Below are 6584 nucleotides of genomic sequence, written 5' to 3' on the forward strand. Positions count from 1 at the left end.
ACGAGAGAACACTGCAATGACTGTGCATGCCCCGACCACAAACCAGTGGCTCTTCCTCGGCAAGGACGGCCGGCTGACCGCGTACGCCCTGTGCGCCGAGGGCGTACGCCGCTGGACGGAGACCAGGCCCGGAGGGCCGCAGTGGAACACCCAGACATTCGCCATCCCCGACCTGACGCACCTGGCACTCGCCCAGTCGCAGGCGGGGTACGTCCATCTCCTCGGACGCCGCAGCAGGACCGAGGCGGACGGCACCGTCGTGGTCGACTTCGTGCACGCGGTGCAGTACCAGAGTGGGCGCTCTCTCGGCAGCTGGCACTCGCTGGGGAATCCCTACCGGGACTCAGGGCGAGCACAACGCGTCGGCATACCTTCCTGCACCGTCGATCACGAGGGCTCCCTGTACGTGTTCATACGGAACGCGGGCCACGGCGTCCAGATGGCAAAGGAAAGCACGAAAGGGCCTTGGGGAGCGTGGACCAACCTCAAAGGAACCCATGTCCTGGACGGGCTGACGGCCCACACCTCTGCATCCGGCCATGTCGAAGTCCTTGCCCCCGCACAGGACAGGGTTCTTTGCTGGCAGCAGGCAAAGGCCGGTGCCGATCCGGTACGCGGTGACGACATTCCCTTGTCCGCCAGACCGGGATCGATCTCCACAGTCTCGTCGGCCTCTGCCGGCCTCGTCCACTATTGGATCGACGGGCAGCACGGCAACGTCATCGCCCACCTCCCTGGACATAGCTCCCACATCATTGCCCAGGGCCCTCTGCAGGGTGCCGCGGCCGCTGTGCCGTGCGTGCTTCAGGGCAGGGAGTTCAGTGTGCTCGCACTGCGCGACCAGGGGAACCAACTGGTCCTGATGACCCACGACCCCCAACAGCCCGGGGCCGGCGCATCCGGGGCCCGGCTCGACGACGACGGCTCAGGCGCCCCGGCGCTGGCCGTCGACGGACTGGGCCGTCTCACCCTCGCCACCCTTTCCGAAGCCGGGCAGCTGCACGTGACCCGTCAGGAGACGCCCGGCCAGCTGACGCTGTCCTCCTGGCATGTCTCCTGACTGATGTACTACCGGCCAGTAAACCGTGGTGCGCGCTTCTCCAGAAACGCCTGCATACCCTCGCGCTGGTCCTTGGTCGCGAACAAGCCGTGAAAGACCCTCCGTTCATAGAGCAACCCTTCTCGCAGGCCGCCCTCCAGCGCCCGGTCCACGCATTCCCGGGCCGCCATCACGGCCGGTTTGCTGTACGCAGCGATCTGCACAGCAGCAGCCTGGGTCTCCGCCATGAGCTGCGCGTCTGGAATGACTCTGGCAACCAGTCCGGAGCGCTCGGCCTCGGCCGCGTCCATGGTCCGGCCGGTGAGGATCAGGTCCATCGCCTTGGCCTTGCCCACCAGGCCGGTGAGTCGCTGGGTGCCGCCGATGCCGGGGATCACCCCGAGCGCGAGTTCCGGCTGCCCGAAGCGCGCGCTCTCAGCGGCGAAGGCGATGTCGCACATCATGGCCAGCTCACACCCACCGCCGAGGGCGTATCCGGCAACTGCCGCGATTTTCGGGGTTCGCAGCGAGGTGAAGCCTTCCCAGCCTGCGAAGTAGTCCTCCGCGGTGACCTGCATGTGTGACTTGGCGGCCATCTCCTTGATGTCCGCGCCTGCGGCGAAGAACCGGTCGGATCCGGTGATGACGAAGCAGCCGACCGACGGGTCCTGGTCGAGAGGGCGCAGGGTGTCGACCAGTTCGTGCATGAGCGCACTGCTGAGTGCGTTGCGCGCTTCGGGGCGGTGCAGCTGCACTGTGATGACGCGGTCCTGGCGATCAATCTTCACGTATTCCGTGTTCGCATAGTTCATGTTCATGAGTCCCAGATGGCTCCGTAGGCGGGTATCCCCCGGCTCTCCAGGCCGCTGACGACCTGCCAGGTGAGTTTCTTGTTGGAGATGCAGATGACTGCCTCAGCGTCGAACTCCGCATAGGCGGCATAGGCGAGGCGCACCATGTCGGGCTTGCCGTGCTCGGAGGTGTCCCAGATGGTCGCGTCCGGCTGGACCGCGAGGATCTCGTCGATCAGCCCGTCTCCGTACGTGGTGCGGGGGCTACGGGTCGCCCAGACCAGGCGTGCCGGCACCTTGGCGGCGAGCAGATGGGGCAGGCACGGTCCGATGCCGCTGCCGGTCGCGACGTACACAACCCTCTTGAACAACGTCTCGATGTTGGCGACCCCGGCGGTGGGGATGCCCTTGACCCACACATGGGACGGGACATCGTCGATGAATGAGCCTGTCCAGTCGCCGGCCCGAGAGACGGTGAGTCGGAACCCGTCCCGGCCTGGCGTAGGGACGTTGGCGAACGAGTGCCATTCGCGCAGCGGGCTGCGGCTGATGGCCGTGGAGGAGCCTGCGAACGGCGTCACGCCGTAGTCGAAGTGGACCAGGGCCACATGCGACGAGGGGCGTTCCACGGTGACGGCCACCTTGCGCAGGCGCAGCCAGGGCAGTGCGATGCTCACCGTCAGCACGGCGAGCATCCACAGGCCAGGTTCCGACGCCGTCAGGGCGCTCTGGATCCAAAAGAGGACGAGCGCTGCCCAGCCGCCGTAACGGTGTGTCTCCTCGAAGCGGTCGTGGAAGCGGGCCCGGAGGGTCGGCAGTGCGGTGATCACCATCAGGGCCAAGAGCACCACGAGCACCCAGGACACGGTGACGGCCAAAGCCCCCGCGTCGGTGGAGCCGAAGGTGAGCACGCAAGTCAGTGCCATGAACCACAGGCTGCCCGCGAGGGCACCGCCGATGTGCAGCCCTCCGAAGTGGTAGACCTTCGCAAGCGTCCAGCGGACCCTCAGAGGCCAGTTGGTCGGGGCCGACGTGGCCAGGCGGAACAGCCCGTTGATGACGTACTGCTGCCGGATCACGATCGCGAGGGCTAGGTTCAGCAGTGCCGCATTGGCGAGGGCGTCACTCGGTATGCCGCCGGAGGCGAGGCCGAACCCGAGGTAGGCCAGGTTGAACACGAGGACGAAGGCGGCCAGCCGGTTGTGGTGCATCAAGCGCGGATGCTTGAACAGCCGGCGCAACGGCGGTGCCAGGGGCGGCAGTTCGATCTCATGGGCTACCGGAGAGTGGATGCGAGCGCTGGTCATCAGGCTGCCTCGGCCGAAAGTCCGAGGGTGGAGGCGAGGGCGAGCAGGGCCGCCTTGTCGATCTTCCCGCGGCTGGTCCTGGGAAAATCGACCACGGGGTGTACAGCTGCGGGGACGCAGTAGTACGGCAAGGCGTCTGTCACGGTCGTCCGGGCCTGCTCGGGATCGACTTCTGCCGGCATCACGAACGCGACCAGCGTCTTGTTGTCGACCTTGAGCGTGACCGCCCGGGTGCAGCCGGGCACCGATTCGAGCACGGCGGACACTGCGTCGAGCTCGACCCGGAATCCGCGGACCTTGACCTGATCGTCCGTCCGGCCGAGGTGCTCGAGGTCTCCGTCGGGGGTCCACCGGCCGAGATCCTTGGTACGGAACATCCGCTTGCCTCCGCCCAGAAAGGGATCAGGGGCATAGCGCTCGGCGGTGAGCTCGGGGTTGCCGAGATATCCCGCGGACACGCAGTCACCGCCGGCCCACATCTCGCCCGTCTCGCCGATTCCACACATCCGGCCCTCGTCATCGAGGACGTAGACCGTGTTGTTGGGCGTGGGACGCCCGATCGTGAGGCGCAGGGCTCCCGGCCGGTGGCGCTGCATCGTGTTCACGATGGTCGTCTCGGTCGGCCCGCAGGAGTTGTAGAAGGTGCAGAAGGCTGCCCAACGGTCGGCGAGCGAGCGCGGGCAGGGCTCGCCCGCTACGGCGACGGTCTTCACCCGACGGCAGCGATCCACGTCCAGGGTGGCGAGGATGGAAGGTGTGGCGATGACGACGTCGACTTGCTCGGCCGTCTCGGCAATCGACTTGCCGCGGATGACCAGCGTCCCCCCGGCAGACAGCGTGCCCAGGATCTCCCATGCCGCCATGTCGAAGGCGATGCTGAGCAATTGCCCGACGCGCAGGCCAGGGCCAATACCGAGGTTGCCCGGCTCCGTGAGCAGGAGGTTGCACACGTTGCGGTGCGTGACAGTGACACCGTTGGGGGCGCCCGTGGTGCCCGACGTGAACAGGACGTAGCAGCCGCCATCCGGGCTCGCGGGCCGCGTGGGCACGAACTGCTCATGCACAGAGGTGAGTTCGGGACCGTCCGCCATCAGTTGATCGACGGCGAGCACCTGTGTTCCCATCCCTCGCGGGACCTGATCAGCCAGGCGCGACAGTGTCAGCACGACGCGGATCGATGCGCTGCGCACCACATGGCGCAGCTGCGACTCCGGTGCGACGCCGATGTGCTGAGGCGCATACGCAGCACCGGCCTTCAAGGTGCCCAGGATGCCGACCAGCATGGGTATCGAACGCTGCACGAACACACCGACGGTGTCCCCGGGCCCGATGCCGTGGGCAACGAGGCGGCTCGCGAGCCGGTCGGCCTGCCGGTCGAGCTCTGCGTACGTGATGGACTCACCCAGGTGCTCGGCGGCGACAGCGCTGGGCTGGGCCGTCGCCCATGCCTCGAAAGCGTGGTGAATGCGGGTGTACGGCAACGAGACCACGGGCCCGCGGCCGAAACGTCCGGTGAGGTCAGCGCCCGGCCCTTCGGGCATGAGGTGGGACATCTACGGCCGTCCTTTCATGTAGCGGGATCCATGGGCCTCCCGGTACATCAGGGGTTCCGGTGGCACATGGACAGTTAACTTCGGGTTCGCCCTGATCAGGGCACAAAAGGACGATCCGTAACAGTTGCTTAAGAACTCGAGTGGCCGACTCGTCGCGCCTCAACTGCGTGACGATCCCATCGCAGCCTGCTCCCCGAGACAGGAGCAAACGGGCTCCCCGTCGCGGCCCGGTTTTCCATCGCCCGGCCCGGGCCGCGGCACCCCCGGAGCGCTCACTGCGCCTGAGGGCCCCTGGCGCTCGAGTCCGCCGGCCCCGGCGCATGCGTCACAGCACGTCCACGTTCGATGCGGCATTTCCCGCACTTCGTCGACCCAGGTGTCAACTTCCGCCGACGTTTCCGGGCGCCCCGGTCCCGCAGTCTCGAAGGGTCGGCGCGACACGCCGGATCTCCCCCGGATCCGCATCGCCAGGCAACGACCCGGGGTCCGACTTCTCAGCCCCAACGAAGTGTCGTCAAGCCCGCGCACAGCCCATGGCTCGGTGCCGCGCCGTCGCGCCGCACCTGCTCGCACCGCTGCGGGCCGGACCCTGCCCCGACCCGACCCGAAGGAAACGCTCCATGGGAACCCATCGCAAACCCAAGATCCGCCGCCATCGCCGCGCCATATCCGTGAGCGTGGTCTCGGTCACTGCGCCTGTCGTCGCGGCCCTGTCCGCGACCTCAGCCAGCGCCGCTCCGGTCTCCACCTGGGACAAGGTCGCTCAGTGCGAGTCGACAGGGAACTGGAACATCAACACCGGCAATGGCTACTACGGCGGTCTGCAGTTCTCACAGAGCACCTGGGAAGCGTTCGGCGGCGGTCAGTACGCCGAGCGCGCCGACCTCGCGACCAAGGAGCAGCAGATCACCGTCGCCGAGAAGGTGCTCGCAGGGCAGGGGCCCGGCGCCTGGCCGACCTGCTCGGTACAGGCCGGCCTCACCCAGGGCGGCCCCGCACCTGAATTCGGCACCCCGCCCAGCAACGGTCAGGCCGGGCAGGAGCAGGGCGACCAGGCTCCCGTCGCGCCGGCACCCACAATCCCCGAGCAGTCAGCCGAACCCGCGTCGTCCGACGCCGGCGCTCAGTACCGCTACACGGTCCAGCAAGGTGACACGCTCGGCTCGATCGCAACAGACCGGGACCTCACCTGGCAGGAGTTGTACGAGGCGAACCGCCAGATTATCGGTGAGGACCCGAACCTGATCCTCCCAGGCCAGCGGCTCCACTACGACTCGCCCAGCAGCGCTGTCGACACTCCGCCCACCGGGGACCCCCAGGCGACCGCCGACACCTCCCAGAACGACGCGCCCGAGTCTGCAGCGCCGCAGCCCGAGGCCAAGGCCGATGCCCCTTCGCAGCCCGCATCTGCCGGGCCCGGCTGGACCCTGCCTGTCGACGGCGGGACGATCAGCACGGCCTACCGCCAGTCCGGTGCCTGGGCGGCCGGTTACCACACGGGCGTCGACTTCGCTGTGCCCAGCGGCACCCCGATCGTTGCGGTGGGAGACGCCACTGTCGTGTCCGCCGGCTGGGACGGTGCCTACGGAAACGCCGTCGTACTACAGATGAACGACGGGCTCTACACGCTGTACGCGCACCTCAGTTCGCTGTCCGTGTCCACGGGCCAGACGGTGGACGGCGGCCAGCAGATCGGCCTGGCCGGCAGCACCGGCAACTCCACAGGTCCGCACCTGCACTTCGAGGCTCGCACGAGCAACAACTACGACGCGCACGTCGACCCGATCGCTTACCTGGCGGGCCACGGCGTGACAGCCCGCTGAATCTGTTCACCACCGAGTTGTCGCCGCGCCCCCCCCCGCCGCCCCGGCCCCTTGCGGGGCCCGCGCCCGCT

5 protein-coding genes are annotated in these 6584 nt (G+C 67.8%); 2 read left to right on the plus strand and 3 right to left on the minus strand.

Features of this window, described 5'->3' with window-relative positions; all coding sequences use genetic code 11:
- Window positions 1–16: 16 nt before the first annotated feature.
- A complete protein-coding gene (locus tag JAO81_RS22650; RefSeq protein ID WP_199549745.1) occupies window positions 17–1060 on the plus strand; it encodes a hypothetical protein in 1044 nt (347 codons plus the stop codon).
- Between the two features lie 8 nt (window positions 1061–1068).
- Here the strand turns inward: JAO81_RS22650 and JAO81_RS22655 are convergent, their stop codons facing one another.
- From JAO81_RS22655 to JAO81_RS22665, 3 genes are read right to left on the minus strand one after another with little or no spacing between them, the layout of a single operon-like run.
- Window positions 1069–1857, minus strand: coding sequence for an enoyl-CoA hydratase-related protein (locus JAO81_RS22655; protein WP_307813566.1), 789 nt, complete (start codon window positions 1855–1857; stop codon window positions 1069–1071).
- A complete protein-coding gene (locus tag JAO81_RS22660) occupies window positions 1854–3137 on the minus strand; it encodes a hypothetical protein (RefSeq protein WP_199549746.1) in 1284 nt (427 codons plus the stop codon). Before JAO81_RS22660 ends, JAO81_RS22655 begins: the two co-directional genes overlap by 4 nt.
- Window positions 3137–4690, minus strand: coding sequence for an amino acid adenylation domain-containing protein (locus JAO81_RS22665; protein WP_199549747.1), 1554 nt, complete (start codon window positions 4688–4690; stop codon window positions 3137–3139). The genes JAO81_RS22660 and JAO81_RS22665 overlap by 1 nt, the downstream gene beginning before the upstream one ends.
- A gap of 620 nt (window positions 4691–5310) precedes the next feature.
- Here JAO81_RS22665 and JAO81_RS22670 point away from each other — a divergent pair.
- Window positions 5311–6513 (plus strand): transglycosylase family protein, encoded by a 1203-nt coding sequence (locus JAO81_RS22670; RefSeq protein ID WP_199549748.1) that lies wholly within the window; start codon window positions 5311–5313, stop codon window positions 6511–6513.
- Window positions 6514–6584: the final 71 nt, after the last annotated feature.

The sequence above is a fragment of the Streptomyces sp. N35 genome, from assembly GCF_016464295.1.
In the GTDB taxonomy this organism is placed as follows: domain Bacteria; phylum Actinomycetota; class Actinomycetes; order Streptomycetales; family Streptomycetaceae; genus Streptomyces.

Bases quoted from the DNA above. Each gene is read 5' to 3' on its own strand.
- JAO81_RS22660 (WP_199549746.1), bottom strand. From the start codon at position 3,137: ATGACCAGCGCTCGCATCCACTCTCCGGTAGCCCATGAGATCGAACTG.
- JAO81_RS22655 (WP_307813566.1), bottom strand. From the start codon at position 1,857: ATGAACATGAACTATGCGAACACGGAATACGTGAAGATTGATCGCCAG.
- JAO81_RS22665 (WP_199549747.1), bottom strand. From the start codon at position 4,690: ATGTCCCACCTCATGCCCGAAGGGCCGGGCGCTGACCTCACCGGACGT.
- JAO81_RS22670 (WP_199549748.1), top strand. From the start codon at position 5,311: ATGGGAACCCATCGCAAACCCAAGATCCGCCGCCATCGCCGCGCCATA.
- JAO81_RS22650 (WP_199549745.1), top strand. From the start codon at position 17: ATGACTGTGCATGCCCCGACCACAAACCAGTGGCTCTTCCTCGGCAAG.